The sequence below is a fragment of the Rhizobium sp. 9140 genome, assembly GCF_900067135.1.
GTDB lineage: Bacteria > Pseudomonadota > Alphaproteobacteria > Rhizobiales > Rhizobiaceae > Ferranicluibacter.
Genome location: NZ_FJUR01000002.1, coordinates 1 through 16,035, shown reverse-complemented (window position 1 = coordinate 16,035; position 16,035 = coordinate 1). Strand labels below are relative to the sequence as shown.

Sequence of the window (16,035 nt, the reverse complement as noted above, 5' to 3'; positions counted from 1 at the left end):
GCGATCCGCCCGACAACGGTATGTGCCTGCTGCTTGCGGCCTTCAATTTTTGCGCGAAAGAGTTTGTCGCGGTTTCCGAGCGTTCAATTCCCGCCTTCAGGCACCAAAAGGGACGCTCTCTCGGGTTGAGCGCTTCCATTCGAAGAAAGCAACCAGTCGAACCCCTACTTCTTCTATCGTATTATTTACGCATTCTTATACTATTTTCGTCATTTAGAATACTCGATGCCAGCGGCAGGCTCAGTTCTCCCTTTGGCTGGTGTTGTTCTCCCGTGCGTTGCTCAGTCGTCTGTCTCACACCGTCCTCGGCAAGACATAAAATCAGCGAGCCCATGATGTCCTTCTTCAACAACCTCCAGATTCTTACAAAGATCGCCGCAACCCTCGGCATGCTGATCCTGATCAGCATGGGGGTCAGCTACTCCAGCTATGCGTCCCTCTCCAAGCTTGAGCAGACGGCGGCAATGACGGACCACACGTATAAGGTCATCAACGCCCTGAACGGCATCACCGCGAGCATGGTCGATCAGGAGACCGGCATACGCGGATATCTCGTGTCGGCCGATGAGGCATTCCTGGCGCCACAGAAGGCCGGTGTTGCTGCCTATGACGCGGCTCTAAAAAACGTCCGAACCTTGACATCGGACAACCCTGCGCAACGGAAGCGCCTGGACACGCTGGAAGCCTTCGTCGCAGACTGGCATGAGAAAGTCTCCAAGCCGGAACTTGCCCTCATGGCGAACGCCGCAACACGCGACCAGGCCCGGGCCATCGTCACGAGTGGCGTTGGCAAAGCCGCGATGGATGGCATCCGTGCAACCGTTAGCGAGATGATCAAGGTCGAAACCGGTCTGCTGGAGGTTCGCGCCGAGGCGGCCGCGGCTGCAGCCGCGTCCGGCCGCTTCAACAATATCGCCGGCGGTGCTGGCACGCTGCTGGTCTCCGTTCTCGCTTTGATCGTTCTGAACGTCGGTCTCGTTCGACCCGTGCGCGGCATGAACGATGCCATGCGCTATCTTGCGGCGGGACGAACCGACATCACGATTCCGGGCAGCGGACGCGCCGACGAAGTCGGCGAGATGTCCGGCGCCGTCGAGGTTTTCCGTCAGGCGGCCATCGTCAACCGTCAGCTGGAGCAGGACGCCGAAGCCGTCCGACGGCAGGCCGAAGCCGACCGCATTCGCCTGACGGCAGAAGCCGAGGCCGCTGCCCAGCAGCGTCTGAACGAGGCCACGTCGGGCCTCGCCAGCGGCCTGAAGCGCTTGGCTGCAGGCGACCTCACCTTCCAACTGAACGAGCCGTTTTCGCCCGATTTCGAGGCCCTGCGCCACGACCTTAACAATGCCGTGAGCCAGCTGGGTGAGACGCTTCGTTCCGTGGCGCAGGCTGCCGGTTCGATCGATGGCGGCTCGCAGGAGATCAGCCGCGGTGCCGACGACCTGTCCAAGCGCACGGAACAACAGGCCGCGTCGCTCGAAGAGACCGCAGCCGCCCTCGACCAGATCACGGCCAACGTCTCAAATTCCTCCAAGCGGGCCGACGAAGCACGCGCGGTCGCCGTGCAGGCCAATTCCAGCGCCAGCCAATCGGGCAAGGTGGTCGCCCAGGCGGTCGAAGCCATGGGCAAGATCGAAGCGTCCTCGAACGAAGTCTCCAACATCATCGGCGTCATCGATGAGATTGCCTTCCAGACCAACCTGTTGGCGCTCAACGCCGGTGTCGAGGCGGCGCGTGCCGGCGATGCGGGCAAGGGCTTTGCCGTTGTTGCCCAGGAGGTGCGGGAATTGGCGCAGCGCTCCGCCAAAGCGGCAAAGGAAATCAAGGAGCTCATTCGCAATTCATCCGTCGAAGTCCAGAACGGCGTTCAGCTGGTCAGCGAAACCGGCCTGGCCCTGCAGACGATCGAAGGCTACATCATCACGATCAATCAGCACATGGACTCGATCGCCACGTCCGCCCGGGAGCAGTCCGTCGGACTGAGCGAAGTCAACATCGCCGTCAACCAGATGGACCAGGTGACGCAGCAGAACGCTGCCATGGTCGAGGAAACCAGTGCCGCCGGCGTCACCCTGGCAAGTGAAAGCAGCAATCTCCGCCACCTCATCGGGCAGTTTGTTCTCGGTAACACCGGCGCACAATCGTCGGCACTGCGTCACGCGGCGGCGACCATGAAGGCGGCAAACACGCCGCGCTACGCCAACGCACAGCCGGCTGCGCGTCCCCGCAAGGCTGCCGGGGCATCGGCCGGAAACACAGCAGTCAACGATGGATGGAGGGAATTCTGATGCTACATGCGGCGAACTCGGCAATGCTGGAAATCATAGCCTTCCGGCTCCACGATCAGGAGTTCTGCGTCCGGACCGTCACCATCCGCGAGATTCGCGGATGGGCACCCGTGACGCCCATTCCCCAGGCTCCCTCGGAAGTCCTGGGTGTCATGAACCTTCGTGGCACGGTCATTCCCGTGATCAACCTCGCGCTCAAGCTCGGTATGTCCGGTGCCGAACCGACCGAGCGCAGTGCCATCGTCGTTACGGAAGTGCACGGCATGGTGATGGGGCTTCTCGTGGACCAGGTCTCGGATATCCTCATGGTCTCCGCGGACCTGCTTCAGCCGGTTCCCGACATCACGTCGTCCGGTGCGACGGCCTTCTCCGATGGCATCATCGTCCAGCCAAGCGGCATGATCTGCTTCCTGAACCTCGATCGTATGTTCAACAGAAGTGAAGCGGAATTGTTGCTCGCAGCGTAAGCGGCTTCACCAAAATATCGACCGACCATCTCACGGCCGGTCGATATCTTTTGGTTTCAGCCAACACAGTTCGATGATGGCCAGGCACCCGGCTGAAACACGGCTCCAACTGTCGAAAGTCTGCAACACCCGCAGCGTAAAGCCGAACTTCCGGAACGCTGTTGCCCGGTGGCCTAGCTGTGCCTTTTTTTTAGTGTTATCAGCATCTTGGTATAGTCGGCCATTCTAAAGTCCGTCTCGGCTATTCGAAAACTGACTACCATCGCGTAAATCACTGAATTCATTGCAGCCTCGGAATCCCTCGCTTGCCATTCCAGATCGCCTCGAAAACGCCGGCAGCTGAAAGTTCCGTTATCGATGCCCGCAATCTCGTCAAGCGGTTCGACGGGATGACGGCGGTCGACAGGATGTCGCTGCGGCTGGCGCGCGGCGAGATGGTTGGGCTGATCGGGCCGAACGGGGCTGGCAAGACGACACTCTTCAACCTCATTGCGGGCACGCTGAAACCGACATCGGGCGAGATCCGGATCGGCGGGCGCGACGCATCGCAGGATCGGCCGGAACAGCGGATCGGCCTCGGTATCGGGCGGACGTTCCAGATCCCGAGACCTTTCCTCGAAATGACCGTGCTCGAAAACGTGCTCGCGGGCGCGCAGCGCCAGGACGGGGAGCGGCTGCTCGCCAATTTTCTGCGCGTCGCCCATGTGCGACGACAGGAGAAGGCGGCGGTCGAGAAGGCACGCGCGCTTCTCGCCTTCGTCACCCTGTCGGATCTCGAACACCAGCCGGCACGGGTTCTCTCCGGCGGACAGCGCAAGCTCTTGGAACTGGCGCGCATCCTGATGGCGGATCCGACCGCTATCCTGCTCGACGAGCCCGCGGCCGGCGTCAACCCGGCCCTGCTGGAGACCATCATCGAGCGCGTGCGGCGGCTGAACGCGGAGGGCACGTCCATCCTCCTGATCGAGCACAATATGGACATGGTCTCCCGTCTCTGCTCGCGGGTCGTCGCCATGGCGCTGGGCAGGCCGCTTGCCGAGGGTAGCCCGGCAGAGGTCGCGCGCGATCCCGCTGTCATCGAGGCCTATCTCGGAGCCATGGCATGAGCGCCGTCTCGGCTCCGCCGATGGGTCCGGCACTCGATATTCACGCGCTCGTCGCTGGATACGCGCCGCATCCTTGCAGATCGTCGCAATCGGCGTCGGCCTTTGCGCCATCCTTCTTCTTCGGCCCCGCGGCATTCTGGGCGAGCGCAGCGCGCTCGGCCGCCGCGAAAAACGCGGGCGCAGGCCCGGGAGACGTCCTGATGACCGAGCGCCCTGACCGCATTCGCCTCACACCCGATCTGGAGATCAGCCGCCTCGTCTGCGGCCTCTGGCAGGTCGCCGACATCGAAAAGAACGGCACGACGATCGATCCGGACATGGGTGCAGACGCCTTGCAGGCCTATGCTCGAAACGGTTTCGACACGTTCGATATGGCCGATCACTATGGTTCGGCCGAGGTGATCACCGGCCGTCTCCTGTCGCGTTACCCGAATGCACCGCGACCGGTCGCCTTCACGAAGTGGTGTCCCGAGCCCGGCCCGATGACGCGCGATATCGTGCGGCGCGGCGTCGAGGAACGTCTGACCCGGCTCGGGGTCGAGCGGATCGACCTTTTGCAGTTTCATTGGTGGACCTTCCAGCACCCCGCCTGGCTGGATGCCCTCAACGAGATGCAGCGGCTGAAGCAAGAAGGCCTCATCGGCGCGCTGGGCCTGACGAATTTCGACGCGGGGCATCTGGCGCTGGCGCTGTCCGACGGCATCGAGATCACGACCAATCAGGTCTCGTTCTCGCTGGTCGACCGCCGTGCCGCAGGCGCCTTGTCGGATCTCTGCCAGAAGCGCGGCGTCAAGCTGTTGGCCTATGGCTCGCTCTGCGGGGGCTTTCTCTCCGAAAAATGGCTGGGTGCGCCGGAACCGGAAACGATACCCGACTGGAGCCGCTCGAAATACAAGCGCTTCATCGACACGGCCGGCGGCTGGGCCGCGTTTCAGGGCATCCTCGAAGCCGCATCGCGGATCGCCCGGCGACATCATGTCTCTCTGTCGAACGTCGCCAGCCGCTGGGTTCTAGAACATCCAGCCGTTGCCGCCACGATCATCGGCGCGCGGCTTGGAGAAAACGAGCATCGCGGCGACAATCTGAACGTTTTCGGCTTCTCGCTCGACGCGCAGGACCATGCGGATCTTAACGAGGCTTTCGCCGCCACCCAGCCCATCCCCGGCGATTGCGGCGATGAATATCGCAAGCCGCCGTTCCTTACCGCCTCCGGCGATCTCAGCCATCATCTGAGTGCCATTCCCTCGATCTACACCGCCGAGCCGGTTCCGGGCCGGCCGGGACGCAGCCGTGTCTCCTCCGGCAGCATCTGGGAGCCGATCGCCGGCTACAGCCGCGCCGTCCGCGTGGGCAACCGCATCCACGTCTCCGGCACGACGGCCACGCATGCAGCCGACCGCTGCGTCGCGCCGGGGGATGCGGGAGCGCAGGCAACCTACATCCTCGACAAGATCGCCGCATCGATCGCCGCGCTCGGCGGATCGATGGAAGATGTGGTGCGGACCCGCGTCTATCTGCGCGACGCCAGCCAATGGGAGCCGGTTTCCCGCGCCCACGGCCGCGTCTTCGGCACCGTCCTGCCCGCCAACACGATGATGGAGGCGGGCAATCTGATCGGCGATTACGCGGTCGAGATTGAGGCGGAAGCCATCTGCGACGGAGCCGCAGGCGGTAGCATCAGTCTGTAGCCTCAGGCGCGCTTTCGACCGGGCAGCTTCGGCAGCAGGACAGTGAGCAGGCCAAGCAGCGGCAGGTAGGAGCAGAGCCGGTAGACGAACTCGATGCCGTAGCGATCGGCAAACAGGCCGAGGACGGCTGCGCCGATGCCTCCGAACCCGAAGGCGAAGCCGAAGAACATGCCGGCGATCAGCCCTACACGGCCCGGCACCAGTTCTTGCGCGAAGACCACGATGGCGGAAAACGCGGAGGAGAAGATGAAGCCGATGACGATGACAAGCGCCGAGGTCCAGAAGAGATTGGCGTAAGGCAGCATCAGCGCGAAGGGGATGACGCCGAGGATCGAGAACCAGATGACGACGCGGGCGCCAAACCGGTCGCCGATCGGTCCGCCGAAGAACACGCCGGCCGCGGACGCTCCGAGAAACAGGAACAACATGACCTGCGCATCCTGCACGCCGACGCCGAACTTCTCGATGGCAAAGAATGTGAAGTAGCTTGAAAGACTGGCGAGATAGGCGTTCTTCGTTGCCGTCAGCACGGTGAGGACGGCCAGGGTCCACAGCACCTGATTGCGCGGCAGCGGCAGGGCGCGGTCGAGCGTTGGACGGCCAGCCGTCGCGCGGCGATGGCGTAGATACCATGTGCTGACGAAGGATAGCACGATGAAGCCGACGACGGCGATGATCGAGAACCAGCCAAGCGTCTCCTGCCCGCGCGGGATGACGACGAACGCCGCGAGCAGCGGCCCAATGGCCGTGCCGGCATTGCCGCCGACCTGAAAGAAAGATTGCGCAAGACCGTGCCGCCCACCCGAGGCGAGGCGAGCCACGCGCGAGGCTTCCGGGTGGAAGACGGCGGAACCAACGCCGATGAGGCAGGCACCGATGACCAGCACCTCGAAACTATGGGCGAAGGCCAGCGTAAACAGCCCAGCGCAGGTGGCAAGCATCGCCGCCGGCAGGGAGAACGGCATCGGCCAACGGTCCGTCACCACGCCCACCAACGGCTGCAACAGCGATGCCGTCACCTGAAACGCGAAGGTCAGAAGGCCGATCTGGACGAAATCGAGCGCATAGTTCGCCTTGATCAGCGGGTAGAGGGAGGTCAGCAGCGACTGCATGATATCGTTGAGCATGTGGCAGAAGCTGGCTGCCGCTATGATCGAAAAGGCCATGGTGTCTGCCCGGACCCCACTTGGTGTGGTTACGCTCGCCATGATGGGTCTCCTCCCGGTTTGGGCCGTCCGTTTCGGCGCATAACGCGCCGTTCGCTTTTCCTACAGACCTTGACGCTGGCCTACCTTTGCGCTCTGGTCCACTTCTTTCGTGAGTGGGCCAAATGCGGTTTGTGGATTTTCCGACGATCGGTGTCGATCTCGATGAGCATCGGCAGAGCCTGAAGCGGATCGATGCGGCGCAGGAGCCGCTCTATGCGATCGGCCGGAACTACAAGGCCGGCATGCGCAGCCCCCTGCACTCGCACCGCAAGACGCAGCTCTGGCACGCGCGCCGCGGTGTGGTCGTGGTCGGCACCAGCGACCGGCGCTGGATGATCCCGCCCGGCCATGGCCTGATCATTCCCGCCGGCCTAGAGCATGCATCGGAAACCATAAGCCCGGTCGAAATGCTGTCGATCTACGTCGATACGCAACTGGCCTTCGTCGAGCGGCCGAAGGTGGTCAACGTCACCACACTCGCAGCAAACCTGATGGACGAACTGGTGCGCGATACGCCGCCCTTTCCAAAGCCGCGACGGCGGGAGCTGATCATGGATCTGCTGCTAGACGAGATGCAGCAACTGCCTGAAGTCCCGCTCGGCCTGCCCTTTCCGAACGACCCGCGGCTTGCCGCTGCCTGCCGGGCCTTTCTGGAGGCGCCGCGCGCGGTTGCGAGCATTGATGACTGGGCCGCAACGCTTGCCATGAGCCGCCGCAGTTTTACGCGCTTCTTTCGCACCCAGACCGGCGTCAGCTTCGTAACGTGGCGCCAGCAGGCCTGCCTTTTCGCCTCGCTGCCGCGGCTCGCCGCCGGGCACTCGATCACCAGCGTCGCGCTCGATGCCGGCTATGAGAACATCGCGGCCTTCACCACCATGTTCCGCCGGATGATGGGCAGCCCGCCGCGGCAATATCTCCTCTCGCGCTGATCGAGCAATTTGCACAATCCGGCTGGCACTCTGCTTGGTTCAGCAAGGAATATGACAATCATCTGCCGTTTCAGTGAGCATCTGCGGTTGCTACCATCGACCTCTGAAACGAGGAAACACCCATGTCTGCCCTGCCTTCCGAAAAGGCCCTGATCCCCTTCGTCAGCGTCGAGAACATGATGCGCCTCGTCCATCATCTGGGCATCGAACGCGTCCTACGCGAACTGACCGACACGATTGAGGACGACTTCCGGCGCTGGGAGGTCTTCGACAAAACGTCACGGATCGCCTCGCATTCTCGGGATGGCGTGATCGAGCTGATGCCGACCTCCGACGGCGAGATCTATGGCTTCAAATATGTGAACGGTCACCCGAAGAACATGGCCGCCGGCCTCCAGACGGTGACCGCCTTCGGGCTGCTGGCCGATGTTGCCACAGGCTATCCCCTCCTGCTGACGGAAATGACGCTGCTGACAGCGCTGCGCACGGCCGCAACCTCCGCCATGGCCGCACGGCATCTCGCCCCGAAGGGCACGCGGGTGATGGCCATGATCGGCAACGGCGCGCAGGCCGAGTTTCAGGCGCTGGCGATGAAGGCCGTTCTCGGCATCACGGAGATCCGGCTTTACGATATCGATATCAGGGCGACCGAGAAGACCATCCGCAACCTCACCGGTTCGGGCCTCGCATTGCACGCGTGCGAAAGCGCCGAACAGGCGATCGAGGGTGCCGGCATCATCACCACCTGCACGGCGGACAAACAGTATGCGACGATCCTCACCGACAACATGATCGGCAGCGGAGTCCATATCAACGCGATCGGCGGGGACTGCCCGGGAAAGACCGAGCTGCACCGGGATATCCTGCTGCGTGCCGACACTTTCGTTGAATATCCGCCGCAGACCCGTGTCGAAGGCGAGATTCAGCAGATGGCGCCGGATTACCCGGTGACGGAGCTCTGGAAGGTCGTGCGAGGCGAAGCGCCCGGCCGGCGCGATGCGCGGCAGATCACGCTGTTCGACAGCGTCGGCTTCGCAGTGGAGGATTTCTCTGCACTTCGCTATGTGCGTTCCGCCTTGGTCGGGACGGATTTCTTCCAGCAGATCGACATCATCGCCGATCCCGACGACCCACGCGACCTCTTCGGCATGCTCCAGCGCGCGGCGGCCTGAGCCGCCCGCGCGCGACGAGATCAAAAGAAGAAGTCGCCCTTGTCGAAATGGGCGAGCTTCACCCCCTTGAGCAGGATGCTGTCGCCACCGGTGGCATCGATCATCACATCGCTACCCATCTGCCGGGCATGGTTTTTCATCAGGTCGGTGAAGCTGGTGATCGCCTTCACACCGGTCAGGTCGAGAATGTCATGCGCCTTGCCGCTGGCGGCGAAATCGGTGATGACATCGCGCCCGTCGCCGCTGGCAAAGACGAACTGGTCGATGCCGGCACCGCCCGTCAGAATATCCGCGCCGCCATGGCCCAGATCATATCGTTGCCGACCTTGCCGTCGATCCGGTTGTCGGCACCATTGCCGTGGATCTGGTTCGCCAGCGCATTGCCGGTCGCGTTCACCGCCGCCGTCCCACCCAGCGTCAGGAACTCGAAATTATCGGCCAGCGCGTAGCTGACGCTGGAGATGACGAGATCGTTTCCGGCATTCTTGGCTTCGACCAACAACGTACGGGCGTTGTCGATGACATACGTGTCGTGGCCGGCACCACCCGCGACCTTGCCCATGACGGTGCCACCGCGGCCATCGAAATAGTCGCTGCCGCCGCCCAGAAGCACATCGCCTTTGATCGTGCCGCCGTTCGTCAGCGACTGCTGGCCATCGCCGCCCTTGAACGCAAGACCGGACGCCGAGGACAACACGCCGCTATTGTTGAAGCTGGCGTGATCCGCCTTGGTGAAATCGACAGCGCTGCCCTTGGAGGCGGAAATCGTGCCGCTGTTGGCGCCTCGCGCGGCGTCACCCACGACGGCGATGCCGATGGCACCGCTTATCGTGCCCAGATTGTTGACGATCGCACCATTGGCGGTAACGCTGACGGCCGTGCCACCGACCGCAATCATCTTGCTGTTCGTCACCGTGCCGTTCGCGCCGGAAAGCGCGATGCCATCGACGCTCGCCTGCAGAGCACCGGAGTTCGTGATGACGGCGTTCTTGCCCTTCGCCACGATCGCACTGGCACCGCTGCCGACCGTGCCATTATTGGTGATGATCTCCGCGACGCCGGTTGCCACGATGCCATTGCCGCGCGCGCCGATCGACCCGTTATTGGTCACGGTCGAGCCCAATCCATCAATGACAATGCCAGCGGCCGTGGCAGACGAGATGTCCTTGTTGTTCGTCATGGCCATGCGGTCGCCGGAAAGCTTCACGGCATCCGTCTGTCCAGCCATCCGGCCGTTGTTGACGACCATGGCCGCGGCACCCACCACCGAGACAGCACTGCCGGCTGCCGACGAAATGGTGCCCTCGTTGGCGACATTCGCTTTGCTGCCGACCACGCTGACGCCGGCCTGTTTGCCTAAAATACCACCGCGATTGACGATATCCATGCCGACGGCCGTCGCCGATATGCCGAAGGCGCCCGCGACGATCGATCCGGTCTCCGAGACGACGACGGACCCTTTCAGGTCGCCGGCATTGGCCGCGCCGAACGTGACGCCGGACACACCGGCCGAAATCGTACCATCAACCACGACGGCGCGCGCCTTTGCAAGACCGGACGCAACGATGCCACTGTTGGTGACCGAAAGGATCACGTCTTTGACGAGCACCAGCGTGGTGTCGGCTTCGGTGAAGCTGACACTGGTCTTCGTGTTGTTCGTAAGGAACGTCATGGCCATAGGCGGCACGCTATCACTGCTGTGGGTTGATTGCCTCTTACACGATAAGGATGCGGAAATCGACCGGCGATACACCCGGAGGGCCTCCGATGCCGTCGGTTCTGCGATAAATGCGCAACATGCTTAACGCGCGAAGGCTCCTCTCTTAGCCAAACGCTGACGTCGAGGGGAACTTACGACTCGCGGACGGCTTTACGCGGCATGAGAGTTCGCACTGGAAACCAATCTGTCATCGTGGTCGTCCTCATGTCGGTCATCTGCATCCTGTTCGTCTATGCCGCTTCGACGCGTGTCGAGGACGCGTCGGGCCGGGTCGATCCGAAGGCGAGCATGCTGGCACCCGGCAAAAGCTGAAAGAGGCAGAGATAACATGGCGTTGAACCGAACGGCCCTGAGCATCGCCATCCTTCTCGTGATCATGATCGCGATCGGCTGGCTGATCATGAGCCCATCGCAGAACGACCCGGCGGGAAGGACAGCCGGAACGCCACCCGCACAGAGCCCGATGGCACCGAACAATCCCGGGCCGACCACGGGCGCGCAGTAGCGCATCGTCAGTCCCACGGGCGACATTTCTCAAGCCGAGCGGCTCAAAAGGCAGTGTTCGTAACCCATGATGCAGACCCAGTGAACCGTCGTCATTCTTCCATAAATCGCGACAGTGATTCGCTGCAGAGGATGATCACGCAGGTGCTTTTGCAGACGTCAGACGGCATAAAACGTCTCGTCTAAACCACGTAAACATCATAAATCGTCCCCTGCAGCGCGCAAATAGGAAAGTGTTAGCGAATATTAACTGTACGTTAACCATGCGAGCGAGAAATGAGGTGGAAGAACCCTGATTCCATCACTGGATGCACGTCGCCCATGTTTCATACAGCTCTCGCAATTGCAGGAAGAACCGTCACGCAGGGCGCGTTTCTGGCTTTGGGCGCCTCGGCACTTTCCGGTTGCATGCAGACGGGGGGCCTGAAAATGACCTCGGCGCCAACCGAAGTTGCAGCCGAAAAGGCGCTGGCGTTTCCGCCGCCCGGCGGCCCCGCGATCGTCAGCGTGATCGAGCGCAACTTCTCCAACGCCGTCCGGCAGGACATCATCCTGAGCACCGATGCCCGCAGTCGCGGCCAGAACTACATTCAGGTGCGCTATTTCGGCCCCGCGTCCACGCCGTTCGCCGGCGCGTCTCGCCTGTCGACCGGGCTGATGACGACGGCGCAGGCTGTGGGCGAGATGCGGTCGGAGTTCCCGACCATCCGCATGAGCATTTCCCCGAGCTTCGTTCAGAACAATTACGGCGCTTTCGCTTATGCTTACGGGACCAATCCGGGCTCCGGCGATGCATGCCTTTACGGTTGGCAACAAATCAAGGCGCCGGATAATGACGTACGCACGTTCCACTATCTTGGCAGAATCCAGACCCGCGTCCGTTTCTGCCAGACCGGTGCGTCTCGCGACGAGCTTCTATCGATGATGTACCATTATACGCTGACGGGCGCCTTCGACAGCGTCGGCTGGAACCCCTATGGCAACGTTCCGCCTCTCGACCCCACGGTCGGGCAGCTCGGCCGGCCGATCTATGCCGCAGGTGCCGGCGCCCGGCTTCAGCCACCAGCGCCGGCACCGGTCGCAACACCTGCCGCTCCGGTTCGCCCGGCGATTCGGAGCCTCGAGAGCCAGAACACGCGACCCGCGGCGTCGCGCATCGAAACCGTCAGGCCGATCGTTCCCGCCGTCGCCATCCCCGCGCCGAACATGGTCACGCGCTCGCCTCTGGCAAGGACGGGCCAGCCCACCGCGGATGATATCGAACCACAGACGCTGCCGGGGACCGCGCGCCTGCCGGATCCGACCACGACACCCGCGACGTCGCCTGCAACCGGATCGCAAACGCCGCAGGCACCGAGACCAACGAGCCAGTTGCAGCAGCAGGGCCTGACCCGCCTGTCGAGCGCTTCCCCGCTGCAGGCCCAGCCTATCATTCCGGCCGTTCCCTGCACGATCTCGCCCACCAGTTCCTGTGCGGGAGAAATGTAAACCATGAGCCATATCCAGCGATATTCGGAACAAGGAAACTAGGATCATGGTCAAGGCGCTCATCGTCATTGCATGGATCTGCATGTCGATCGTCATCGTGGCGATCACGACGCTGCCGGTCAGCCTCCAGACGCATCTGGTTGCCGCCTTCCTCTGCATGGCACTGCTTGCCGTGTTGAAGGTGCTGAAGGCGGAAGGCAACTGGCGCCTGATCGGGCTTGGTTTCGGCACGGCCATCGTTCTGCGCTATGTTTACTGGCGTACCACCAGCACGCTGCCGCCGGTCAACCAGCTCGAGAACTTCATTCCGGGCTTCCTGCTGTATCTCGCCGAAATGTACAGTGTGTCGATGCTGGCGCTCAGCCTTTTCATCGTTTCCATGCCGCTTCCGCCGAACCGGCCCCGCCCCGGCTCGGCCGACTACGCGCCATCGGTCGACGTCTTCATCCCGACCTATAACGAAGACGCGGATATGCTGGCCAACACGCTCGCCGCCGCCAAGAACATGGACTATCCGCCCGAGAAGCTGACGGTCTGGCTTCTTGACGATGGCGGCACCCTGCAGAAGCGGAACGCGGCCAGCATCCCGGATGCGCAGGCCGCCCAGAACCGACACGATGAGCTCCAGGAGCTCTGCCGAAACCTCGACGCCAACTATCTCACGCGTGACCGCAACGAGCACGCCAAGGCCGGCAACCTGAACAACGGCATGCGCCAGTCGCATGGCGATCTGATCACCGTCTTCGACGCCGACCATGCCCGGCCCGCGACTTCCTGCGCGAAACGGTCGGATATTTCGAAGAGGATCCGCGCCTCTTCCTCGTGCAGACGCCGCACTTCTTCCTTAATCCCGACCCGATCGAGCGCAACCTGAAAACCTTCAACAAGATGCCGAGCGAGAACGAAATGTTCTACGGCATCATCCAGCGCGGTCTCGACAAGTGGAACGCCGCGTTCTTCTGCGGTTCCGCCGCCGTGCTAAACCGGCGCGCACTGGAAGACACCAACGGCTTCAGCGGCGTCAGCATCACCGAGGACTGCGAAACGGCCCTCGCGCTCCACGCGCGCGGCTGGAACAGCGTCTATGTGGACAAACCGCTGATCGCCGGGCTCCAGCCCGCGACCTTCGCAAGTTTCATCGGCCAGCGCAGCCGCTGGGCGCAGGGCATGATGCAGATCCTCATGTTCCGCATGCCGCTCTTCAAGCGCGGTCTGAGCATGCCGCAGCGGCTTTGCTATATGTCCTCGACGCTCTTCTGGCTCTTCCCGTTTCCCCGCACGGTCTTCCTGTTCGCGCCGCTCTTCTACATCTTTTTCGATCTGGAGATCTTCGTCGGGTCCGGCGGCGAGTTCCTCGCCTATACGACCACCTACATGCTCGTGAACCTGCTCATGCAGAACTATCTCTACGGCCGCTTCCGCTGGCCCTGGATTTCAGAACTCTATGAATATGTGCAGACGGTCCACCTTCTGCCGGCCGTCATCTCCGTCATTTTCAATCCGTCGAAGCCCACGTTCAAGGTCACGGCGAAGGACGAGTCGATCAGCGACAACAGGCTTTCGGAGATCAGCCGGCCTTTCTTCGTCATCTTCGGCGTGCTGCTCATCGCCACCGTCATGTCGTTCTACAAGATCTATGCCGAGCCTTACAAATCCGACGTGACGCTGGTCGTCGCCGGCTGGAACCTGCTCAACCTCGTCTTCGCCGGCTGCGCGCTGGGCGTGGTGTCGGAACGGCGCGAAAAGTCGTCGTCCCGGCGTGTCAACGTCAAACGGCGGTGCGAATTCCGCGTGGGCGACCAGTGGTTCCCAGGCGTCATCGAAAACGTCTCGGTCAACGGTCTTCTCGTCCACGTCTACGATCGCTCCATGCAGCCGCTGACGGTGGGGGCTATGGAGGAGATCCGCGTCGAGACGTTCAGCCCGGGCGCGCCGTCCTCCATGCCGGTCAAGATCGTGCGTAGCGGCCGGGGCGAGGGCTTCGTGCTCGTCGGCTGCACGTTCGCGCCGCGCGAACCGCAGGAACGGCGGCTGCTTGCTGATATCATCTTTGCGAACTCCGCACAGTGGACGGAATTCCAGATGGGTCGGCGGCGCAATCCCGGCCTTATCCGTGGCACGATCAGCTTCTTCGTCATCGCGCTCTACCAGACCAATCGCGGCCTCTTCTACTTCTTCCGCAGCCTTGGTGGCGCGAAGGAAGCAGCGGCCCCCGTCAAGAAGGAGGCAGCGAGACCATGAAGCCCTTCGTCATCGCCTGCACGCTCGCCCTCCTTGCGCCGTCGCAGCTCCTCGCTCAGACCACCCCTTTCGACATGTCCCGAGAGCGGCCGGCAACCCCGGCTCAGCCGGCACCGTCGTCCTCTCCGGGCCAGCCGGAGGCGCAATCACAGCCGCCAGCAGCGGCACCCGAGGCACGCCCACAGCAACCAGCAACGCAGCCGGCGCCCTTCCAGGTCTCGCCCGGCGCGCCCGTGCGCCCGGCACCCCAGCCAACACAGCCAGCGCCGGCCAAACCAACGGCTCCCCCGCAGGCCGAAGCAAGACCGCGTATCCAGACAGCTTCCGAAACGGACGCAGGCCGCCGCTACATCCTGCCGTTCGGCAAGCTGAGCCTCTCCGGGGAGGCCGACCGGCGGACATGGACGATCTACGTGACACCTGAACAGGCGAGCGCCGCCACGGCCATCACCATCGGCTACCAGAACTCCATCGTCGTCGCGCCGGAAGCCTCCACCTTCTCCGTGGAGCTCAACGGCAGCGTCATCGGACAGGTGCCGGTCGCCTCGGCCGATGCGGTCAGCGATCTCGTGCTGCCGCTTCCGGCCGGCGCGCTGCAGGCGGGTGCGAACGTCGTGCGCCTTGCCACGCAGCAGCGGCACCGCACCGATTGCAGCATCCAGTCGACCTATGATCTCTGGACCAATATCGACCCGAGCCGGACATATCTGACCTTCAACGCACCGGTCGGCAATCGCTTCTCCAGCATCGACGATATCCCGGCCGTCGGCCTCGACGCCACGGGTGCGACGACGATCGACATCGTCGCGCCGGCCCTGACGAACCCGAGCCGGTCGAACATGCTGCTGCGTCTCGCACAGGCTCTGGCCCTGCGCGTGCAGATGCCGAACCAGACGGTTGTCTTCCATGCGACCATGCCCACGGCACCGGTCGCCGGCACCCTGACTGTGCTGGTCGGCACGCAGCTTGAGATCGAGGGCCTGATCCCGGCGCTGCCGGCAGGCTCTGCTGTCGGTCCGACCGTGACGTTTGCGCCTGCCGCGACGCCCGGCTTGAGCACCCTCGTCGTCACCGGGCCAACGGCGGAAGCTCTCCGTCAGGCGGTAGAAACCCTGGCGAGCCCGCTTGACGCAGCGCCGGGCACCTCGCGCACCACCTTCTCCACCAAGGCGTGGAATACACCGGATGCGCCTATCCTCGTCGGAGAGACGCGCATTCCGCTCTCGC

13 protein-coding genes and 2 pseudogenes are annotated in these 16,035 nt (G+C 63.0%); 12 read left to right on the top strand and 3 right to left on the bottom strand.

What is annotated here, in order from left to right:
- The first annotated feature begins 335 nt into the window (after window positions 1–335).
- The 5 genes and pseudogenes from GA0004734_RS17455 (at window position 336) to GA0004734_RS17435 (ending at window position 5,546) form a co-directional block, all read left to right on the top strand.
- Entirely contained in the window at window positions 336–2,285 is a 1,950-nt protein-coding gene (locus GA0004734_RS17455; RefSeq protein ID WP_092938106.1) for a methyl-accepting chemotaxis protein, read from the top strand.
- Between the two features lie 23 nt (window positions 2,286–2,308).
- Window positions 2,309–2,752, top strand: coding sequence for a chemotaxis protein CheW (locus GA0004734_RS17450; RefSeq protein WP_245292530.1), 444 nt, complete (start codon window positions 2,309–2,311; stop codon window positions 2,750–2,752).
- A 305-nt stretch (window positions 2,753–3,057) separates the two neighbouring features.
- Window positions 3,058–3,858 (top strand): ABC transporter ATP-binding protein, encoded by an 801-nt coding sequence (locus tag GA0004734_RS17445; RefSeq protein WP_245292529.1) that lies wholly within the window; start codon window positions 3,058–3,060, stop codon window positions 3,856–3,858.
- Between the two features lie 61 nt (window positions 3,859–3,919).
- A pseudogene (locus GA0004734_RS26455) lies at window positions 3,920–4,075 on the top strand (branched-chain amino acid ABC transporter permease); the annotation flags it as partial.
- A complete protein-coding gene (locus tag GA0004734_RS17435) occupies window positions 4,059–5,546 on the top strand; it encodes an aldo/keto reductase (RefSeq protein ID WP_092936424.1) in 1,488 nt (495 codons plus the stop codon). The pseudogene GA0004734_RS26455 and the gene GA0004734_RS17435, both read left to right, overlap by 17 nt.
- 2 nt (window positions 5,547–5,548) lie before the next feature.
- Here the strand turns inward: GA0004734_RS17435 and GA0004734_RS17430 are convergent, their stop codons facing one another.
- On the bottom strand, window positions 5,549–6,754 hold the full coding sequence (locus tag GA0004734_RS17430; protein ID WP_175386531.1) for an MFS transporter: 1,206 nt from the start codon (window positions 6,752–6,754) through the stop codon (window positions 5,549–5,551).
- A 122-nt stretch (window positions 6,755–6,876) separates the two neighbouring features.
- On the opposite strand from GA0004734_RS17430, the gene GA0004734_RS17425 reads away from it, so the two are divergent.
- Together GA0004734_RS17425 and GA0004734_RS17420 are read left to right on the top strand one after the other, a co-directional pair.
- The gene (locus GA0004734_RS17425; RefSeq protein WP_092936420.1) at window positions 6,877–7,683 is read left to right on the top strand and encodes an AraC family transcriptional regulator; all 807 of its coding nucleotides are present in this window, start codon (window positions 6,877–6,879) and stop codon (window positions 7,681–7,683) included.
- Between the two features lie 122 nt (window positions 7,684–7,805).
- Window positions 7,806–8,855 (top strand): ornithine cyclodeaminase, encoded by a 1,050-nt coding sequence (locus tag GA0004734_RS17420; RefSeq protein WP_092936418.1) that lies wholly within the window; start codon window positions 7,806–7,808, stop codon window positions 8,853–8,855.
- A 20-nt stretch (window positions 8,856–8,875) separates the two neighbouring features.
- Here GA0004734_RS17420 and GA0004734_RS26090 read toward each other — a convergent pair whose 3' ends face one another.
- Both GA0004734_RS26090 and GA0004734_RS17415 read right to left on the bottom strand, forming a co-directional pair.
- On the bottom strand, window positions 8,876–9,025 hold the full coding sequence (locus GA0004734_RS26090; protein ID WP_175386529.1) for a hypothetical protein: 150 nt from the start codon (window positions 9,023–9,025) through the stop codon (window positions 8,876–8,878).
- A 110-nt stretch (window positions 9,026–9,135) separates the two neighbouring features.
- Window positions 9,136–10,527 carry a hypothetical protein gene (locus tag GA0004734_RS17415; protein ID WP_139056297.1) on the bottom strand — a complete coding sequence of 464 codons (1,392 nt, stop codon included), beginning with the start codon at window positions 10,525–10,527 and terminating at the stop codon, window positions 9,136–9,138.
- Window positions 10,528–10,734: 207 nt separating this feature from the next.
- On the opposite strand from GA0004734_RS17415, the gene GA0004734_RS26085 reads away from it, so the two are divergent.
- The 5 genes and pseudogenes from GA0004734_RS26085 to GA0004734_RS17400 all read left to right on the top strand — a co-directional run.
- Window positions 10,735–10,887 carry a hypothetical protein gene (locus GA0004734_RS26085; protein ID WP_175386527.1) on the top strand — a complete coding sequence of 51 codons (153 nt, stop codon included), beginning with the start codon at window positions 10,735–10,737 and terminating at the stop codon, window positions 10,885–10,887.
- 16 nt (window positions 10,888–10,903) lie between these two features.
- Complete coding sequence (locus GA0004734_RS26080; RefSeq protein ID WP_175386525.1) at window positions 10,904–11,080, top strand: hypothetical protein; 177 nt, start codon at window positions 10,904–10,906, stop codon at window positions 11,078–11,080.
- Window positions 11,081–11,400: 320 nt separating this feature from the next.
- Entirely contained in the window at window positions 11,401–12,567 is a 1,167-nt protein-coding gene (gene bcsN, locus GA0004734_RS17410; protein ID WP_175386523.1) for a cellulose biosynthesis protein BcsN, read from the top strand.
- A gap of 46 nt (window positions 12,568–12,613) precedes the next feature.
- Window positions 12,614–14,808, top strand: a pseudogene (bcsA, locus tag GA0004734_RS17405) (UDP-forming cellulose synthase catalytic subunit).
- Window positions 14,805–16,035: cellulose biosynthesis cyclic di-GMP-binding regulatory protein BcsB (locus GA0004734_RS17400; RefSeq protein WP_139056296.1), on the top strand; the 1,231-nt coding region annotated here is incomplete at its 3' end. The pseudogene bcsA and the gene GA0004734_RS17400, both read left to right, overlap by 4 nt.